This is a genomic window from Bacillus sp. ISO11 (genome assembly GCF_003458115.1).
Lineage (GTDB): Bacteria > Bacillota > Bacilli > Bacillales > Bacillaceae_G > Bacillus_A > Bacillus_A cereus.
Map to the genome: position 1 here is coordinate 1 of NZ_QXCO01000107.1, position 324 is coordinate 324.

A 324-nucleotide genomic window follows, 5' to 3' on the forward strand; every position below is an offset into this window, starting at 1 on the left:
ACATCGTGGTTTTTGATGATTTCAGTTGAAATTTTGTCCAAGTAATCTTTTCTAGTATTTGATATGTATTCATGAATTCTAGCTACCTTTACTCGTTGTTTATTCCAGCGAGAAGATCCTTTCATTCTTCTAGAAAGAACACGCTGTGCTTTCGCCAACTTATCTTCTAATGATCGGAAAAATTTCGGATTTTCATAGTGTGTTCCATCTGACAAAATAGCGAAATCTTTTAGTCCTACATCTATTCCAATGTAAGAATGTGTTTTCGGAAGTTCTTGTACTTCTGTTTCAACTAATAGTGACACAAAATATCTACCAGAAGGG

The 324-nt window shown here is 34.3% G+C and carries 1 protein-coding gene; it reads right to left on the reverse strand.

Annotation, left to right across the window (positions count from 1 at the left end; all coding sequences use genetic code 11):
* The coding region (locus D1166_RS31050) for an RNA-guided endonuclease InsQ/TnpB family protein (RefSeq protein WP_165851697.1) at nt 1-324 on the reverse strand (324 nt) is incomplete at both ends.